This window comes from Clostridium sp. UBA1652, from assembly GCF_002320975.1.
In the GTDB taxonomy this organism is placed as follows: domain Bacteria; phylum Bacillota; class Clostridia; order Clostridiales; family Clostridiaceae; genus Clostridium_T; species Clostridium_T intestinale.
The window spans coordinates 14,390-33,331 of sequence record NZ_DCLI01000076.1; the positions used below are offsets into that span (position 1 = coordinate 14,390).

Annotated in this window: 15 protein-coding genes and 1 other annotated feature (1 of these 16 running past the window's edge); of the genes, 13 read left to right on the forward strand and 2 right to left on the reverse strand. The window is 28.7% G+C overall.

Annotated features, from left to right (window positions below; translation table 11 throughout):
- The first annotated feature begins 2 nt into the window (after positions 1-2).
- Complete coding sequence (locus B3N22_RS15435) at positions 3-527, forward strand: nitroreductase family protein (protein ID WP_286908547.1); 525 nt, start codon at positions 3-5, stop codon at positions 525-527.
- A gap of 162 nt (positions 528-689) precedes the next feature.
- Here B3N22_RS15435 and B3N22_RS15440 read toward each other — a convergent pair whose 3' ends face one another.
- The gene (locus B3N22_RS15440) at positions 690-3,143 is read right to left on the reverse strand and encodes a GxGYxYP domain-containing protein (RefSeq protein ID WP_286908549.1); all 2,454 of its coding nucleotides are present in this window, start codon (positions 3,141-3,143) and stop codon (positions 690-692) included.
- A gap of 134 nt (positions 3,144-3,277) precedes the next feature.
- Here B3N22_RS15440 and B3N22_RS15445 point away from each other — a divergent pair, with 134 nt between their 5' ends.
- The 7 genes from B3N22_RS15445 to B3N22_RS15475 all read left to right on the forward strand — a co-directional run bounded on the left by B3N22_RS15445 (position 3,278) and on the right by B3N22_RS15475 (position 13,271).
- Entirely contained in the window at positions 3,278-3,946 is a 669-nt protein-coding gene (locus B3N22_RS15445; RefSeq protein ID WP_286908551.1) for a cadmium resistance transporter, read from the forward strand.
- Positions 3,947-4,763: 817 nt separating this feature from the next.
- Entirely contained in the window at positions 4,764-8,192 is a 3,429-nt protein-coding gene (locus B3N22_RS15450; protein ID WP_286908553.1) for a pyruvate carboxylase, read from the forward strand.
- Between the two features lie 471 nt (positions 8,193-8,663).
- Positions 8,664-9,905, forward strand: coding sequence for an MFS transporter (locus B3N22_RS15455; protein ID WP_286908555.1), 1,242 nt, complete (start codon positions 8,664-8,666; stop codon positions 9,903-9,905).
- Positions 9,906-10,074: 169 nt separating this feature from the next.
- Positions 10,075-10,833, forward strand: coding sequence for a hypothetical protein (locus B3N22_RS15460; protein WP_286908556.1), 759 nt, complete (start codon positions 10,075-10,077; stop codon positions 10,831-10,833).
- 5 nt (positions 10,834-10,838) lie between these two features.
- The gene (locus tag B3N22_RS15465; RefSeq protein WP_021801192.1) at positions 10,839-11,027 is read left to right on the forward strand and encodes a hypothetical protein; all 189 of its coding nucleotides are present in this window, start codon (positions 10,839-10,841) and stop codon (positions 11,025-11,027) included.
- A gap of 367 nt (positions 11,028-11,394) precedes the next feature.
- Positions 11,395-11,556 carry a hypothetical protein gene (locus B3N22_RS15470; RefSeq protein ID WP_156337821.1) on the forward strand — a complete coding sequence of 54 codons (162 nt, stop codon included), beginning with the start codon at positions 11,395-11,397 and terminating at the stop codon, positions 11,554-11,556.
- A 20-nt stretch (positions 11,557-11,576) separates the two neighbouring features.
- Positions 11,577-13,271, forward strand: a complete 1,695-nt coding sequence (locus B3N22_RS15475) for a sensor domain-containing protein (protein WP_286908557.1) — start codon at positions 11,577-11,579, stop codon at positions 13,269-13,271.
- Between the two features lie 75 nt (positions 13,272-13,346).
- On the opposite strand, the gene cls is transcribed toward B3N22_RS15475, so the two are convergent.
- Positions 13,347-14,882, reverse strand: coding sequence for a cardiolipin synthase (gene cls, locus B3N22_RS15480; RefSeq protein ID WP_286908559.1), 1,536 nt, complete (start codon positions 14,880-14,882; stop codon positions 13,347-13,349).
- A 157-nt stretch (positions 14,883-15,039) separates the two neighbouring features.
- Here cls and B3N22_RS15485 point away from each other — a divergent pair, with 157 nt between their 5' ends.
- From B3N22_RS15485 to B3N22_RS15505, 5 genes are all read left to right on the forward strand, one after another.
- Entirely contained in the window at positions 15,040-15,855 is an 816-nt protein-coding gene (locus tag B3N22_RS15485) for an alpha/beta fold hydrolase (protein ID WP_073022445.1), read from the forward strand.
- 154 nt (positions 15,856-16,009) lie between these two features.
- Positions 16,010-16,483, forward strand: coding sequence for a helix-turn-helix domain-containing protein (locus B3N22_RS15490; protein ID WP_238902435.1), 474 nt, complete (start codon positions 16,010-16,012; stop codon positions 16,481-16,483).
- 19 nt (positions 16,484-16,502) lie between these two features.
- Positions 16,503-16,871, forward strand: a complete 369-nt coding sequence (locus B3N22_RS15495) for a DUF4180 domain-containing protein (protein WP_286908562.1) — start codon at positions 16,503-16,505, stop codon at positions 16,869-16,871.
- Between the two features lie 179 nt (positions 16,872-17,050).
- Positions 17,051-18,190 carry a GGDEF domain-containing protein gene (locus B3N22_RS15500; protein WP_286908565.1) on the forward strand — a complete coding sequence of 380 codons (1,140 nt, stop codon included), beginning with the start codon at positions 17,051-17,053 and terminating at the stop codon, positions 18,188-18,190.
- A gap of 32 nt (positions 18,191-18,222) precedes the next feature.
- On the forward strand, positions 18,223-18,876 hold the full coding sequence (locus B3N22_RS15505) for a hypothetical protein (protein WP_286908567.1): 654 nt from the start codon (positions 18,223-18,225) through the stop codon (positions 18,874-18,876).
- 39 nt (positions 18,877-18,915) lie between these two features.
- Positions 18,916-18,942: a binding site (T-box leader), on the forward strand; it runs 235 nt beyond the window's last position.

Genomic DNA, 18,942 nt, shown 5'->3' on the forward strand with positions numbered 1-18,942 from the left:
ACATGAATCAAACAGTTAAAGATTTACTAGAAAGAAGAAGTATAAGAAAATACAAATCTGAACAGATTTCAAGTGAAGAGTTAGATATAATTCTTAAAGCAGGTAGCTATGCTCCAAGTTCTATGGGAAAGCAAAGTGCTATACTGATTGCAGTTCAAGATAAAGAGACTATTGAAGAATTGGAAAAGTTAAATGCAAGCTTTAGCCCAAATCCTAAGAGCAAACCTTTTTATGGAGCACCTACGGTTGTTCTTGTACTAGGGGATAAAAATAATAAAAATAATATAAAAGATGGAAGTTTGTGCATGGGTAATATGATGAATGCTGCTCATTCACTAAATATAGGTTCTTGTTGGATTAATCGTGTTTATGAGACATTTGAATCAGAAGAAGGAAAAGCTTTATTGAAAAAATGGGGAGTTGATGGGGATTATAGTGGGGTTGGAGCTTGCATTCTTGGTTATCCAGACTGTGAACTTCCTAACCCTGCGGTTAGAAAAGAAAATTATATATACTATATTAAATAAAAATCATTAAAGAAGACAGAAAACTAAAAGAACCTCTATACAATAGTATAGGGGTTCTAAGCATTAGAGGAGATGGTATTTTTATTATAAGCTTTAGTTTTAATATATTATATGTAAAAAAAATATTGATGTTACAATTTATATAAATATAAGCACTGAAGATTAATGAGTGACGTTATGCTTAATTAATTCCATAAAGATTTTGGGAGTTACTACTCTTATTTTAGGATTTTCATTCAATTTATTAATTACTTTTTCAACATCTTCTAAGTTTTTACTCCATGCATGGACATAAACAAAGGTATAACTTTCGGGAGTTGAAATATTTGTTTGTCCTAAAGTATTAACCCTATAATTAATTTTTTCAATTAAGTCATCCTCTTCCTCTAGGTTTTTCCAAAGTATATCTCTACAAGATACTATAGGTTTATTATTAGACCACAAAATCTTTCCTTGATAGTTATCATGTTTATGATAATCTAAATAAAATAACCCTTGAATATTATCTTTATAAGTAAATTTGTTCCAAAGTTCAGTATCGTAAAATGAGGAATCATCGATTATTGATACATATTTCTGATTCACATTATCCATGTAATTATTTAATTCATCTATATAAGGAATTAAACTTTTTGTATCAAATTTACTAGGATACATATACCCACTTCCAGAAGGGGAAACAATAAAATAATCATTATAATTGCTTGAGTTTGCACTTTTATAATACATATTAAGAACAGTTGGGGCTAAATAATATATAGAAGGAGTAATGGACCAACCCATATTAAAAGACCCTCTTAAACTTGATCCATACCAGTCTTTAGAGCTATAGTTGTTTCCAAGAATCCACTGCTGATTATCACCATCAGACATTACAAAGGTAACGTAATGGACATTTTTTTCTTCTAAAAACTCTGGGGAAGATTTTTGATTTATAGGAGTTGATTTAAAAGAACTAAGTACACTTAAGTTATATGACCAGTCCGAAGCTACAATAATCACTCCATATTTTGAAGCAGTACTTACATTAATAAATTCATCTGGCCCCCAACCTAAACAGGTGGAGTTTTTATTAGCATTAGAAAATATTTTATCCCTTAGAGTGGTATTAGTAACATCTTCTTCATAGAAAACTAAAGCTTTGGAAAGTATAGCATAATCTCTTAAGGCGGAATCTTTGTCAGGGGATAATTGAATTAAAAGAGAATGGTTTAAGCCTTTATCCCACAAGTTATCATATGCCCAGGTGTTATCAGTATTTCTACAATCACCAATTAGATTAGTAATTCCGTGTAGATTTACTTCATTTTCAATATCTTCATTAATGACTATAGAATTTTTTAATGCTGCAAGAGAGCAGGCGTTATTTATTGAGGGGTCTTTAGGGTTTTTATGACTAAATAATATATAACCATCTACATACTGTTTAAATTTATCTACTAATATCCAAGGGTCAGAAATAATTTCGTAGTTAACATTATAATTACTTTTCAAGTCATCTAGCCAGATTTGATAATCTGGCTCATTATAATTTAAAGTATATATTTGAGTAGAAGAGTTATTGCTTACTAACCCTTGAAGAGAGGCAATCATAGTTTTTTCGCTTGGGGATAATTTATCTAAAGAAATAACATATAAAAACTTAGGAACCTCAGAGTTCTTTATATAGTTTGAGTTTGTTGTATTTTTAGAGAAAGTTTTAATAGAGTGATTAAAAGTTATAGTTTTTATAAAGTCACTCCATTTTGAACTAAAGTTATCATTATTGGTTTTACAGTACTCATAAAAATTTAGCATAAATTTATCTCTTTCAGGATTATGAAAACTATTGATAACATTAGTATTAAACTTGGCTAAAGATAATTGGCGATTTATTATATCAGAGCTAGAGACATTTTTTGCGTTTTTAAACATATCATACATAATCATAAAGGTGGTTGTTCTTCCTTCACCAGCTTTACAATGAAAGTGAAGCCAAGAATTTTCATTAATATTTTTAAAAAAATCTACTGTGTAGTCAACCATGTAATCTGATGGTATTTTGCCATCTGTAACGGGTATTCTCATGTAAGATACGTTCTTCGAACTAACTAGTGCATCTTCATTTTCAACTTTAGTTACATTAAGTGATTTTGTAGTAGGTTTTTGAAAATTAATAGTTGAATTTAACTCTATATTTTCTAGTTGATTACTTTCCTTTAATATAACTTCTTCTTTATTTAAGTCTTTGTTTGCATCATTTTTTAAATTAGCCCAGCTAACAGGATATCTATTTATAAAACCATGAGATTCTTGTCTTAAATCTACTATAGTTATAGGAAGGGATGTGTCTAAATAATCTAGTATTAATGGTAGGTTTTGCTCAGAAAATTGTTGGCTTCCTGAGATATTTAACGAAGCTAATCCAGTAAGGTTTAATGATTTATTACTGGATAGATAAGAGATATCAGAAGTTTTGCGTAAATTTCTTGGCACAGTTGTTGTATTTAAAGAATCAAGAACCAGTTGTACATCGCCATTATCAATGTTAGGTTGAGCTTGCGTACATATAGTAAGTAAGAAGGAGCAAAGAAAAATTAATAGTAAAACTATGTGGTGTTTAATAAATCTTTTCATTTTGTATCACCTCTTTTTATAATAAATTATTTTATCTTAAGATAATTTGCATCAATAAAGGCGATTATATACTGGGATTAATATAGTATAATTTAAATAGATTAGCTGATATTTAATTGTTTGGAGGATTATAAGTGATTAGTACAATAATAACTGCGCTAGCTTCATTTTTTAGCACTAATATTGATGATATTTTTATTTTAATGCTGTTTTTCTCTCAAGTTAATAAAGACATGAAAGTTAAGCATATTGTCATTGGTCAATATTTAGGAATTGGTGCTTTAACAGCAATAAGTATTGCAGGGGCATTAGGAATATCGATAACTCCACAGGAGTATGTTGGGTTACTCGGTTTAGTACCTATATATCTAGGGATAAAGGAATATATTGAATATAAAAAAGAAATCAAGAATAACTTTGAAGAAGAGGTTCAAGATGCTGAGGAGAATATACAAGAACAAGTAGTTTTGAATCAAGAAAATAAAACCTTAGCATCTATTAGAAGGTTTATTAGTCCAAATATACTAAAGGTAGCAGGAGTAACCATTGCGAATGGTGGAGACAACATTGGTATTTATATACCAGTGTTCTCAAGTATGAAATTATATTCTATATTAATAACAGTTATAGTTTTTTTATTACTTACAGGTGTATGGTGTTTTATTGGTTTTAAATTAGCTGAACATCCTTTTGTTAATAAAAATATTGAGAGGTATAAGCATATTTTTGTTCCAATAATATTTATAGTATTGGGAGTTTTAATTATACTGGAAAGTGGTACGGTAGGTTTATTTATTAAATAAACCTCATTTCCTATATAAAAATGCATGATAATATTGGATTGGTAAAAGATGAGTGTATAAATGAAAATCACGCATATATGGTGTACAATCCTTATTTGAATAAAGGAATAAAATAATAATAATGAAAAACGCTTTAAGATTCCTAGGTGAATGGTAAAGTGTTTTTTTATTGCTTACTAGTACCTAGGAAGTAAAATTCTAAAGAACCAAAGAACCAAAGAACCAAAGAACCAAAGAACCAAAGAACCAAAGAACTTTAAAACTTTGGTGGTTATGAACTTTGAAATATTAGAACTAAAATTCTAAAGTTCCTCTTAATATTTTAGGGGGAAGGATAATTGCGTTTGTTAGATAAGTTTCGGGTTTTAGCTATATAAATGAAGAATTTTACTTTTGCTTAATAAGATGGTGTTAAAGTGAAATACGAAATAATTATGAAGTGAAACTTGCATTTTTCAAATTCTTATAGTGAAAAGCCTTCAATAAAAATATATTTATTTTATTTGTAGAATAGCAGTATTAAAAGAATTATGATATAATAATTAAAATAAAGATGTACTTAAGTTGAAAACAATGAGAGAATATATATTATAATAATGAATTTTATTAGGTGTGTATATTGCATTGTAGATTGAATTTATAATAAAAAGAGCAAAGGTGGCTTTTATAGAGTAATATAGAAAATAAGAAAGAAGCCTTAATATATATTGTTAAATGTTCGTTAAGGTTTGTTTTTTTGTGGTTACAAGTTTATTATTAGCCATTAAACCAATTCTAGCTATAGGCAAAAATTTTAGGAGAGAAAAGGGGCATTTTTATGAAGAAATTTAAAAGAGTTTTGGTAGCAAATAGGGGCGAAATTGCTATAAGAGTCTTTAGGGCTTGTAGTGAGCTTGGAATTAGAACAGTTGCTATTTATTCTAATGAGGATAAGTATTCCTTGTTTAAAACTAAGGCAGATGAAGCTTATCTAATAGGTGAGAATAAAAGTCCTGTTGAAGCGTATTTAAATATTGAAGAAATTATAAGCCTTGCGCTTAAAAAGGGTGTTGATGCTATTCATCCTGGTTATGGATTTTTATCAGAAAACCCTGAGTTTGCAAAGAGATGTGAAGAGTCGGGTATTGAGTTTATAGGACCAACAGCTGATATGATGGATTCTCTTGGGGATAAGATTAAATCCAAAATAGTTGCAAAGGCAGTTGGAGTTCCAACTATTCCAGGGCATGAAGATGGAGTTAACACTGTCCAAGATGCAAGTGTATTTGCAAAAGAGTGTGGATATCCTATCATGATAAAAGCTGCTGCAGGTGGTGGTGGTAGAGGTATGAGAATAGTTCATAGTGAAGATGAACTTGAGTATGCTTTTAGCAGTGCTAAAAATGAAGCTAAAAAAGCTTTTGGTAATGATCTTATGTTTATTGAAAAATATCTTGAAAAGCCTAAACACATTGAGGTTCAGGTATTAGGAGATAAGTTTGGAAATATAGTTCACTTATATGAAAGAGATTGTTCTATACAAAGAAGACATCAAAAAGTTGTAGAATTTACTCCAGCATTTTCTCTTTCAGAAGAAAAAAGAAATAAAATTTGTGAAGATGCTATAAAGATAGCTAAACATGTTAATTATAGAGGTGCAGGTACTTTAGAGTTTTTAGTAGATATGCACGGAGATCACTATTTTATAGAAATGAATCCAAGAATTCAAGTTGAACACACTGTATCAGAAATGGTAACTGGTATAGATTTAGTTCAAAGTCAGATTTTAATTGCAGAAGGTTTTCCTTTAAACTCTGAAGAAATAGGTTTATATTCTCAAGATGATGTAAAACCAAGAGGATATTCTATTCAATGTAGAATTACTACAGAAGATCCATCTAACAGTTTTGCTCCTGATACAGGAAAAATAGATGTTTATAGAACAAGTTCTGGGTTTGGTATAAGACTAGATGGTGGTAATGGATTTACAGGTGCTGTTATTAGTCCTTATTATGATAGTTTACTTGTAAAAAATATATCTTGGTCTAGAACCTTCCAAGATGCAATAAAGAAGAGTATTCGTGCTATAGAAGAAACAACAATTTCAGGAGTTAAAACTAATATTGGCTTCTTAATAAATGTGTTAAATCATCCTACCTTCTTAAAGGGAGAATGCCATACTGGCTTTATTGAAGAAAACCCTGAACTTATTTCTATAGAAGCTAAGACTGATGAAGAAAGTAAGCTATTAAGATACATTGGGGAAAAGGTAGTTAATGAAACTAATGGAGTTAAAAAAGACTTTGATGTTCCTGTAGTTCCTAAGGTTGAAATTCCTGAAAATTTAAGTGGGACTAAACAAATCCTTGATAATGAAGGTACTGATGGACTTATTAAATGGATTAAAAATCAAAATAAGTTACTTTTAACTGATACAACTATGAGAGATGCTCATCAATCTTTAATGGCTACAAGAGTAAGAACTAGAGATATGTTAAAGATAGCAGATGCAACTTCTGTATATGGTAATGACTTGTTCTCTCTTGAAATGTGGGGCGGAGCAACTTATGATGTTGCCTATAGATTTTTACATGAATCACCATGGGAAAGATTAACTGAACTTAGAAAGAAGATTCCTAATGTATTATTCCAAATGCTTATAAGAGGAGCAAATGCAGTAGGATATAAGAACTATCCTGATAATGTAATTCGTGAATTTATAAAAGAAGCTGCAAAAAATGGTATGGATGTATTTAGAATATTCGATTCTCTTAACTGGCTTAAGGGTATGGAAGTATCTATAGAAGAAGTTTTAAAAACAGGAAAAGTAGCAGAAGCTGCTATATGTTATACAGGTGACATCTTAAACGATGAGAAGAGTAAATATAACTTAGATTATTATATAAAACTTGCAAAAGAAATTGAGAAAACTGGTGCTCATATACTAGGAATTAAGGATATGGCAGCACTTTTAAAACCTCATGCAGCCTTTAAATTAGTAAGTGCATTAAAGCAAGAAATTAGCATTCCAATACATCTTCATACTCATGACACTACAGGTAATGGAGTAGCTACAGTAATAATGGCAGCAGAGGCTGGTGTTGATATTGTTGATACAGCATTTAACAGTATGTCAGGACTTACAAGTCAGCCTGCACTAAACTCAGTAGTTGCTGCACTTAAAAATACTAGAAGAGATACTGGAACTAACCTTAAAGGAATTCAGCTTGTTTCTGATTATTGGGAAGCAGTAAGACCAGTTTATCAAGCTTTTGAGTCCGATTTAAAATCTGGTTCTGCTGAAATATACAAGTATGAAATACCAGGTGGACAATATTCAAATTTAAAACCACAGGTTGAAAGCTTTGGGCTTGGACACAAGTTCCATGAAGTTAAAGAAAACTATAAGGTTGTAAATGATATGGTTGGAGATATTGTAAAAGTAACTCCATCTTCAAAAATGGTTGGAGATTTTGCTATATTTATGGTTCAAAACAATCTTACTCCAGAAAATATTCAAGAAAAAGCAGCACATTTAGCTTTCCCAGATTCAGTAGTTTCTTATTTTAAAGGAATGATGGGTCAACCAAGTGGAGGATTCCCAGAAGAACTTCAAAAGATAGTACTAAAGGGAGAAGAACCTATAATTTGTAGACCAGGAGAACTACTTCCTCCAGAAGACTTTGATAAGATAGAAAAATATTTAAAAGACGAATTAGAAATTGAACCAGATAAGAGAGATATCTTAAGTTACGCTCTTTACCCAGATGTATTTGAGGAATATGTAAAATACAGAAAAGAGGTTGGAGACTTTACAAGAATGGGAAGCGATGTATTCTTCCACGGACTTTATGAAGGTGAAACTTGTGAAGTTGAAGTAGCTGAAGGAAAAGCTTATATGATAAGACTTTTAAGCGTAAGTAATCCTGATAATGAAGGAAATAAAATTCTTGTTTTTGAAGTTGATGGTAACCGCAGAGAGGTTAAGATTAAAGATAAAAACAACAAGTTTATTCAAGACTTTAACACAATTGAAATGGCAGATCCTTCTGATAGAAAACAGATAGGAGCACCTATTCCAGGAACTATTTTATCAATTCTTGTTGAAGAAGGAGAAACAGTTGCTAAAAATCAAGCAGTTATTATTGTAGAAGCTATGAAGATGGAAGCTAAGGTTACAGCTGCTGTTGAAGGTGTTGTTGGATCAATTATTGCAAAAGAAGGTCAACAAGTTAAAGCAGGTCAATTATTAATAAACTTAAAATAAAACTAAACTCCTCAGAAGATAAAATTTTTCTGAGGAGTTTTTATTGCATATATTTGAAAATATTGTATAATTAATATGTATAAGAAAATAAACATGAATTAATATTACATAAAAATATAAACGAAAAGGTGCGTAAATATGCTAAAAGAGGTAGTTTGTAACTAAACTAACTGAATAAAGATTGTTAGTGATATATTTAAAAAAATCTTGATTTTATTCAAGGTTTGTTTGTGTATCATAAAATAATCAATATTAAATGAGCATGTTATACCTTATTAGTAAAAGTAGGAGAAGGCCGTGTTCTAAACAGGGTGCTTTTTTATACCTATTTTTACTTCGTTTATATGTGATATTGGATCTTAGTCTATATAAATTTAGACTATTTTAGATTTTCATGTTTATAAATAATGCAATTATAAGGTCGTAAATGAATAGTTCATTTACGACCTTTTTTAAGGATGGTGATTAATTATGACTAATAAAATTTCTTCATATAAAATATATTTATTATTTTCAGCAATAACAGCAATGTGCTTTTCTTCTGTTTTTACAGTTTCTATGGTTTATCATATAGAGAAAGTGCATTTAAATCCCCTTCAACTTATACTGGTTGGCACAACTTTAGAAGCTGCTTGTTTCATATTTGAAATTCCAACAGGAATAGTTTCAGATGTTTATAGCCGTAAGTTATCCATAATAATAGGGACCACTTTAATAGGACTTGGATTTATGATAGAAGCATCAATACCTAAATTTATAATTATTATCATATCTCAAATAGTATGGGGAATAGGTTATACATTTATTAGTGGATCAATTGATGCGTGGATAGCAGAAGAAAGTAAGGGAGAAGATTTAAATCGGGTTTATATAAAAGGTGCGCAAGCAGGACAGATTGGATCAATTGTAGGAATAGTTTTTAGTACAATTTTAGGCAATTTTTCTGTGAGAATTCCTATTGCTTTAGGAGGCGCTATATTTATAATATTTTCTATATTTTTATGGATTTACATGAGAGAGGGAAATTTTACTCCATCTGCACCAGATGAGTTAAACACTTTTAGAAAGATGGGTTATACTTTTAGATCTAGTGTAAAGTTTATAAAAAGTAAACCAATAATAATGCTTCTTTTATCCGCTACTTTATTCTATGGACTAGCTAGTGAAGGATACGATAGGCTTTACACAGCTCATTTTTTACAAGATACCATATTGCCTAGTATTTGGAATCTAAGTTCAGTAACTTGGTTTGGAATTTTTGGTATAAGTGGAATGTTATTAAATGCTGGAGTTATGCAGCTTATAGTAAAGAGATTAGAGAGAGAGGAAAAAATTAATAGTGCTGTAGTATTAATAGGTACTAATATATTTTACATTATATTTATGCTTATATTTGCTCTTACTAAAGATTTTAAAATAATGCTTATGGGATATTTGCTTACAAACATGTTTAGGACTATAAATGAACCTATATTTAGTGCATGGCTAAATAACCACATAGATGAAAAGGCAAGAGCTACGGTGATTTCTACTAATAGTCAGGTTAATGCTTTAGGTCAAATAATAGGAGGTCCAATCATTGGAATTATAGCAACTAATATATCTGTGAGTATTGGAATAGCATGTACTGCCTTATTAGTTTCTCCAGTAATAATAATATATTTATTAACTATTTTTAGAGATAAAAGAGATAGTTTGAATAACAAATCTTAAGTTTATTAGGTTTAGTACTAAATTCATTTATAAAGGAATAGAAATTAATATAAAAATTTATGTTGAGGTCATTATGGATATAAAACTTTTATTGTTTATTTTTATTCCTATAGTTTTTTTCATTATGTATATGTTTTTGGCTCATTTTAAACAAGGGTTTGAGGAGGACATGAAACTAACTAGAAGAGGATACTATGTAGTAGTTCTTATATGGATTTCTCTGTTTTCAATTTCTTTTTATGAAAAGATTAAAGAGTTTACTATTATAGAAGTTAGCTGGTCGCCACAGTATAGATTCAATTTTATATTTTTCTTAGCAAGTATATCTTTATTAGCTGTGATATGGGACTTTGTTTTTATATCCTGTAGAACTTTAATAAATATAAAATTAAAAAACACAGAATTTACTTTGGATGAGATAAAAAGTGTTAAATATGTTGAAATGCTTCAAGAAAATGAAATAGATACTCTATATGCTGTACTTAATAGCAAGATTAAAGTACTAAAGTACATTGATACTTGTTTAGAGAATGGATTAGATGTTGATATAAATGAATTATATGAAAGTGTTATAAAAGAATATGCAAAAATTAGAAAACAAATCAAAGTATATACATATTATGATAGTGAAGAGGACATTAGCAGAATGCAGAAGGATATTAAGCTTACATTAGAATCACTAAGTTCTATAATGTATTCTATTAATTTATTTGGTTTTTGCAAACCACAAGAGTTTAGGAAAAGTAAATATATATTTGCAAAGCTTAATACCAAATATCTTAATGAGAATATAATTTTTGTTTTAAAAGGAAATTTATTGATAGATAAGGAGCATATAATTATTATTGAAGTAATAAGTTACTTAGAACAAAAATTAGAAATAGAGGTTCTAAAAATGGAGCTTTTTACTAGTCAACATGAGGAGTGATGAATATGGAAAAAGATCGCATAGATATTCTAAAGAAGATTAAAGAAATAGCTGAAAAAAAATCTTCTTATGGAATAAAACAAGTGGAAGCAGAGTTTTCAGCTAAGAATAATATAAAAACAGATGAAAAGGCTAGAATAGGAAAAAGAATACTGAAGAACAAAATATATTCTCGTGTTGAATTAATGGAGTAATATATAAAGGGAGTGAACGCAAGTTTACTCCTTTTTATTTAGTCAAAATTAAATTTTTGTTAAAAATAATTACAATAAATATGATAATAGTATATAAATGCAAAATATCTACAAAATACATATTTTGTACATAATCATTATAACATAATATTCATATAAAGCCAAATATTAATAAAATATTGTATTATTTTGGGGTTTTATGAAATGATTTACCGATGTATATATAATTAATTTAAAAATATCCATAAATCTTTATAGCTTTATAGAGAATTAATTAGTATTTAGGCATAAATAAATGCACAAAATATGTATTTTGTTTAAAAGATAAAATATATGCAATAGTAATAGATGTTCTTGGGGGTGAATCATGGGGAAAAAGGAAGAAATTGAGGTTATGAGGGAGATTTTAAATAAGTTAATTATAAATATTAATTTCTTAAATAAATCAGATAGAGATATTCTTCAAGAGATAAGCGAAAAGATGGATAAACTTATAGTAGACTATCTCCAGGAAAGTAAAATAGAGTAATTTCATGTGGAGTGAAGATTATGAAACTTTGTTATAAAAAAGTCGAAGAAAGATATTTAAAAGGGCTAAATAAAGGACGAATAGCAGTATGGGAATGGGATATAGAGAAAGACAAATTTTACTTTTCAAAAAACCTTGAGAATATAGTACAAAAAAAGTTAGAAAACACTAGGAGTTTATTTGATTTCATTAATAAAATAATCATAAAAGAAAATAAAATGGACCCTATAAATGAACTAGAATCATTGATAGATGGAGCTAGTGATTTATATAAAAAAGAATTTAAAATTCAAAATGAAAATGGTGAAGAGATATGGATTTTAATTGAAGGTGATTTAATTAAAAACCATGAAAACAAGATAAAGTTACTAGCAGGGTATATAGAAGATATAACTGATAAGAAAAAATTAAAAGATGATATTGAATATCTATATTATTATGATTCTTTGACAAAACTTCCGAATAGAGCATTATTTAAAGAGAATTTTAAATTATATTTAAATAGATGGAAGCTTAAAAATGAAAAGGGATCTATTATCTATATGGATATAGATGATTTTAAATTAATAAATGATATATATGGACCTAGCTATGGAGATTTGGTTCTAAAAGAAGTTTCTAAAATATTATCAGATTCTATTTATGGTAGTGGAAAAGTTCACCGTTTGAGTGCAGATGAATTTATAATTTTGATAGAAAACTTCCATGAAGTTGAAGATATAAATAGGTTGTGTAAGAGAATAGTAGAAAAATTAAAGTTACCCTTAAAAATTAAGGAAAAAGATTTATACATAACTGTAAGTTTTGGAGTATCCTTATTTCCAAAGGACGGAACAAGTATGCTAGAGTTATACAGGTATTCAGATTTAGCTTTGGCTCAATCCAAAATAAAAGGAAAAAATTTCATAACATTTTTTGAAAAATCAATGTCAAATAAATATGATAGAAAATTTCTAATAGAGCAAGAACTTAAAAGTGCTATAAGTAATGATGAATTATATATAATGTATCAGCCTCAAGTTAATAGTTTCAATAATAAAACTACGGGTTTTGAAGCTTTATTAAGATGGAAGAGCAAGGAGCTTGGGTTAATTGCCCCAAGTGAGTTTATCCCTATAGCAGAGTCTTCAGGAAGTATTGTAGAAATAGGTGAGTGGGTAATTGATAATGTATGTAAACAGATAAATTTATTAAATAAGTCAGGTTATAACTTCGAGAATATATCTATAAATATATCTCCTATGCAGCTCAATAAAGATTTTATAGATAAACTTATAGATATATGTCAGAAAAATAATACGTCTCCTTCTTTAATCGAGATAGAAATTACAGAAGGAATGCTTATAGATCTTCATAATAATAAAATTGAAATTTTAAATGAGATTATTAAAAGAGGTATTAAGATAGCTGTAGATGATTTTGGAAAAGGATATTCTTCATTAACTTATCTTACGGCACTTCCTATAAACACACTTAAAATAGACAAGTCTTTTATTGATAACATACATATTAACAAGTATAAGGCTGTAGTAAAATGTATTATTGATTTATGCAAATCCCTTGAATACAGAATAGTAGCAGAGGGGGTAGAAGAGAAAAAACAATTGGATATACTTAATGAGCTTGGATGCAATGTTATTCAAGGTTATTATTACAGTAAGCCTTTATTTGAACATGAAATGGAAGGCTTTAATTTAGATGGGATAGCTAAATAGTTATGATATATATTGTAAAAAGGCTTAAAATAGGCGGTACAAGAATGATTAAAAAATATTCTTGTACCGCCTTTATTACATAATTGGGGAGAATATACGAAGTATCAAACGAAGAACTGTTCTATACCATTTTATATTGTTTGTTTCTTCAAGAGTTATTTGTTTACATCTTTCCAATGTTGCCATAAAGTCTGAATATATATCTTTAATACTTAAACAGTTATACATCCAAACACCACATTCAAAGTGCAAATACAGACTTCTATAATCCATATTAATAGTTCCAACTACTGCATATTCATCATCAACAATATAAGACTTTGAGTGAATAAAACCAGGAAGATATTCATAGATTTTTACTCCGCTATTAATTAAGGTTTTATAATATGATCTGCTTACTTCATGAACTGTTCTTTTATCTGGAATATGTGGTGTTATTATTCTAACATCAATTCCTCCTTTTGCAGCAGAAGTTAAAGCTGTGACCATTTCATTACCAATAATTAAATAAGGGGTAGTTATGTATACATATTTTTTTGCTTTGTTAATTAAATTAAGATAAACAATTTCTCCCACAGGCTCTTCATCTAAGGGGCTATCAGTAAAAGGTTGGACATATTCATTTTTATTAAATATTAGCTCAGAAATTAATGGGTTCTTAAATTTACTAAAATCTTCATCAATTCCTTTTTGAAAATCCCATATAGTTAAAAACATTACAGTAAGGCTCCAGACACCGTCACCCTTAAGCATTATAGCAGTATCTTTCCAATGTCCGTATTTTTCATATTCATTTATGTACTCATCAGCTAAATTAAAGCCCCCTGTAAAACCTGTAATCCCATCAATAACAGCGATTTTTCTATGATTTCTATTATTTAATCTAAAAGATATAAAAGGTTTTAAAGGGTTAAAAACTGAGCATTTTATCCCAAGCTTCTCTAATTTTTTGTCATACCCTTCTGGAAGAGTTAAAAGACAGCCAACATCATCATACATTACTCTAACATCTATTCCCTCTTTAGCTTTTTCTATAAGTATATCTAAAATGCTATTCCACATAAATCCTTCAGTTATAATGAAATATTCTAGGAAAATATAATGTTTTGCCTTTTTTAGTTCTTCAATGAGGACTTTATAGGCATCTTCCCCAAGAGGAAAATATTCCACATAAGTATTATCATAAGGTGGACAAAAAGCGTAATCTTTTATGTATGTAGATTGTATTCCTGCAATAGGATTTTTGTCTTTAATATCAGCTAAGATATCATCCTTTGAGGATAGTGCCTCAGAGGATTTAAGAGCTATATACTTCATTTTTTTTCTTGTTCTTCTGTTTAGCTTGCTTCCGCCAAAAAATACATAAAATAGACCACCCAAAACAGGAAGAGATAATATAGGAATTATCCATGCAATTTTATAAGCTGGATTACTATTACTGTTGGTAATTGCTAATACGGATAACATACTTATGAATACACTTATTCCATAAAAATAAACAAAGTATTCATCTAACTTAAATACAGCCCATACTAAGACAACAATTTGAACTAAAATAGAGACAAATACAAAAGTAATCCTATGAAGTAATAGTTTCTTTAAAAAATTCACTTTGTTACCTCCTCAAGTGTTCATATCAAAACATATTTCAACCATTTTCTACATTATAATAGATAATTAGCAAGTTGTCCAAAATCTAAAAAATAACTCACTTATTTATATGATAATGAATAAAATATAGTGAAAAAATATATATGGAGGCATTTTAGTGGGATACTACGTTAGAGTTGAAAAAAATGTGAAAATATATGTAGAGGATCTTAATCCAGAAGGGAAAAGAACTATATTGTTTTTACATGGTTGGCCAGGAAGCACTAAGTTATTTGAGTATCAGTTTGATGAACTACCAAAGATGGGATATAGATGTATAGGAATAGATACTAGAGGATTTGGTAATTCAGATAGACCGTGGAGTGGATATGATTATGATCGTTTAGCTGATGATGTTCGCTGTGTAATTGATGCTCTTGAATTAAAGGATATAACACTTTTAGGACATTCAACTGGAGGAGCTATTGCAGTTAGATATATGGCTAGACATGATGGATATGGAGTATCAAAATTAGCTTTAGTTGCAGCAGCTGCACCAAGTCTTATACAAAGAGACAACTTTCCATATGGACAAAAAAAGGAAGTAGTAGATAATATTATTGACGGAACATATACTGATAGACCAAAGATGCTAAAAGGATTTGGAGATTTATTTTTCTTTCAATATATAAGTCAAGGAATGTCAGAATGGTTTTTTAACATAGGATTAGAAGCATCAGGATGGGGAACAGCAATGGTTGCAAAAACTTGGCTAGGAGAGGAGGAGTTATTTTCTGACCTTAAGAAAATTAAAGTTCCAACTGTAATTCTTCATGGGATTCATGATAAGGTTTGTTTCTTTGAATTAGGAGAAGCACAAAAGAAAGCTATTAAAAACTCTAAATTGATACCATTTGAATATAGTGGACATGCGGTCTTCTATGATGAGAAGGACAGATTTAATAAAGAACTGACTAAATTTATAGAAAAGTAAAATAGTTAAAGAGGTACCATAGTATTTGAAAAAATACTATGGTATTTTGGGTATAAAGGATAAAAAATAGCAATAAAATACAACAAAAACTTGACAAATAGCAATAAAATCATTAATATCTAAATATAGAGTAACTTTGAAAGAAGGTATTAAGTTGGAAGAAAAGTTTTATACTATTGACCAAATAGCAGATTTATTAGGTATGCACCATAAAACTATAAGAAAGTTTATAAATGAGGGAAAACTCGGAGCTCGTAAAGTAGGAAAGCAATGGAGAATATCAGGACATGATTTAAGTACATTCATGGAGAAAAATGATTTTTCTGTTAGTAAAGAAGATAAAAAGGAAGAGAATGAATTTGAATTCACTTCAAGTGGTGAAGTTTCGGAACATAATATAAATGTATCTACAGTAGTTGATATTAATAACATATCTCCAGATGAATATATGAGAATATCAAATACATTAGTTGCTATTACAAATAGTAGAGACTCTAAGATTGGAAAAGCTGCAATTAATGCCAAATATTATACTGAAGACAGAAAACTTAAAGTGGTTCTATGGGGTAGTATAGATTTTACTCAGGAAATGTTAAGTACAATAGCACTTCTTACTGAAAATACATAAAAGGATGGAGAGAATTTAAATGAAATACAATGTAGTTGAAAAATTAAATAAAAAATACTTAGAATTTAATGGAGCTTCTAACGAGCAAATTAAATCTGAACAAGACAGCTTAGATATTATATCTAGTTGCTGGGAAGCGGATGTATATAACGTATTACTACATGAGAAAATATTATCAGACGATTTTTTTAATTTAAGAACAAAATTAGCTGGAATGATACTTCAGAAATTTATAAATTATCGTATAAAAATGGTCATTGTTTTAAACAATGAGGATAGAGTAAATGATAGATTTAGAGAAATGATGTTAGAAAGTAATAAAGGTAAGGCCTTAGGAGTATTTATGGATAAATCTGAAGCAGAAAATTGGCTTTTAGATATTAAATAAGTATTTAAAAAACCCCGAATACTAGTTGACTAGTATTCGGGGTTTAAATTTTATAAAAAAAGATTGAAAAAAATTACCAAAAAGTAGTAGTTGTGATACAATTAACTTATGTAATTGATTTTAATGTAAAAACAAGGTATATTTAATATTAAAATATTATTTAATATGGGGCGGTTAAGGTGACTTTAAAAACATTGGATGCTAATACAGTATCTCTTATAATTTTAGTGTTTATATTTTTAAATATAAGAAGCAGTTCAGAGAATATTTCAATGCAATATAAATTGTTTAAAGCTATGATTTTAGCCAATATAGGGATGATAATTATAGATGCTTTTGCTTGGAAATTTAATGGACTTAAAGGATCTATGAATTTAACTTTTAATACTGGTTTTAATTTTTTACTTTATGTGCTAGAACCCATTCCACCATCTTTAAGTGTTCTTTATACTAGTTATCATGTTTTTTCTAGTGATATTAAGGTTAAAGAAAAACAAAAGGTTTTGATGGTGTTTTTCTTATTAAATTTAATGATATGTATTATAAGCTTATTTACTGGAAGCTTTTTTTATGTTGATCAAAATAATATATATCATAGAGGTCCTTATTTTGCTTTACATGTAGCATATTGTTATGGGCTTCTTATATATTCCTTAATGTATTTAATTAAACATAAACAGTACATTGAAAAACGTAAGTATATTTCTATGATTGTCTATTTTATTCCAATGGCAATTGGGACAACTATCCAAGTACTTTTTTATGGATACTCCTTAAATTGGGTAGGAATGATGTTATCTTTATTAATTATATATTTTAACATACAAAATAGAGGAATAAATACTGATTACTTAACTGGAATATATAATAGAAGACAACTTGATGAGTACATAAGAGAAAGAATTAGGAATTCAACTGAAAACAAATCATTTTCAGCAATACTATTGGATTTGAATGAATTTAAATCTATAAACGATAGATTTGGACATAAAATTGGAGATGAGGCATTAAAAGATTCAGTTGAGATTATAAGAAGAAGTTTAAAGACAGATGATTTTATAGCAAGGTTTGGGGGAGATGAGTTTGTAATTATAACTGACATATATAATGGACAAACTCTTGATAAGGTGGTAAATAGAATCAGAAAAAATGTTGAGAATTTTAATGTAAGTAATTTAAAACCATACAACCTTAACTTTTCCATAGGATACGATATCTATAGCTGTAATTCCAAAATGGAAGCAGACGAATTCTTTAAACATATAGACATGCTTATGTATGAAAATAAGAAAATTTCATATATAGAAAATCATGACTGAGAAAGAAGCTCTTAATAAAGGGTAGGTGGAATATGAGGAATAAAAAAAAGCTTAGTTTACTAACAGTTATTTTTATAATTATTAGTGTGTTTGTTGGGTGTAGAAATAACGAAGCAGCAAAAACTAACAAGAATATGGATGAAATTATAGAGGAGATTAAAAAAGGTGAGTACGGAGGCTCATTTACAGATTTAATTTATGTTTCTAAAGATAAAGCAATTCTTCGTGGTGCTGTTGGAATTATGGTTTATGATTTAGAAAAACAAGAAATCTCTAGGGCTTTAGACCTAAAAGATATAGATATGAATCATATCCAAGGTTCAGAGACCACTTTTTATGGAGTAGATAATACTGGTTCAAAAATTATAATGTTTAACACTGCTGATAGTGGCGCTGAAATAAAAAACAAGAATACATATTTATATGATATTGAAAAAGATAAGTTGGATATAGTTGATAATAGGGAGTTTGAAGATAGATATGTAGGTATTAAAGAAGGGGACTATGATGTTTATAGAAAATATAGCGAAAAGTATAGTCCTATGGAGTTTGGAAGTTATTATGGAGAAATTGATGATAACACATTATGTTTTTTAGGTCATGACAGGAGTGATAAAAAATCTCCTCTTAAGTTACTTATAGTTAATAAAGTCAATAATGAAGAGAAACTTTATGATATATTTTAATAGACTATTGACTATGATATGTTTAAGTGTATAATTTATTTAAATGCAAAGAAAAGGAAAGTACTT